The organism is Poinsettia branch-inducing phytoplasma str. JR1 (assembly GCF_000309465.1).
Taxonomy (GTDB): Bacteria; Bacillota_I; Bacilli_A; order Acholeplasmatales; family Acholeplasmataceae; genus Phytoplasma; species Phytoplasma pruni.
Genome location: NZ_AKIK01000087.1, coordinates 1 through 470, shown reverse-complemented (window position 1 = coordinate 470; position 470 = coordinate 1). Strand labels below are relative to the sequence as shown.

Here is a 470-nt window from a genome sequence, read left to right as displayed (position 1 = left end):
AAAATTTATAGATGCTGGTATTACAGATCAGAGATTAAAAATTGTCGGTTTTACGGCCAAAGATTTTAAAAATTCTGGATTGACGGCTTTTGCATTAAAAAATGTTGATTATTCTATTAAAGAATTAAGAGAAGCTGGATATACATTAAAAGAATTATTAGATGCTGGTTTTATATATACTCAATTAATATCTGGCGGATTTACAGATAAAGATTTTAGAGATCTTGGATTTACAGTTTAAAAAAATAAATAAAAATTTTTTTAAGTTGGTTGTTAAATAAACACTTAAACAACTAAAACTGAACGTAAAATAATGTATTTTAACATATAAAGCTAAGCGCCCTTTACTCTCGCGTGAATTTTTAAAATTTGAAATAATTAATTACAATCGTAACGCATCTACTAAACCTTTTCTTTAAATTTTTTTTTAAAGAAAAGGTTTAGAGAGAGCTTAATGAGAGCTCGCGCAG

General features: G+C 26.4%; 1 pseudogene. It reads left to right on the top strand.

Features of this window, described 5'->3' with window-relative positions:
- A pseudogene (locus tag ON17_RS03590) lies at window positions 1–241 on the top strand (DUF2963 domain-containing protein); the annotation flags it as partial.
- Window positions 242–470: the final 229 nt, after the last annotated feature.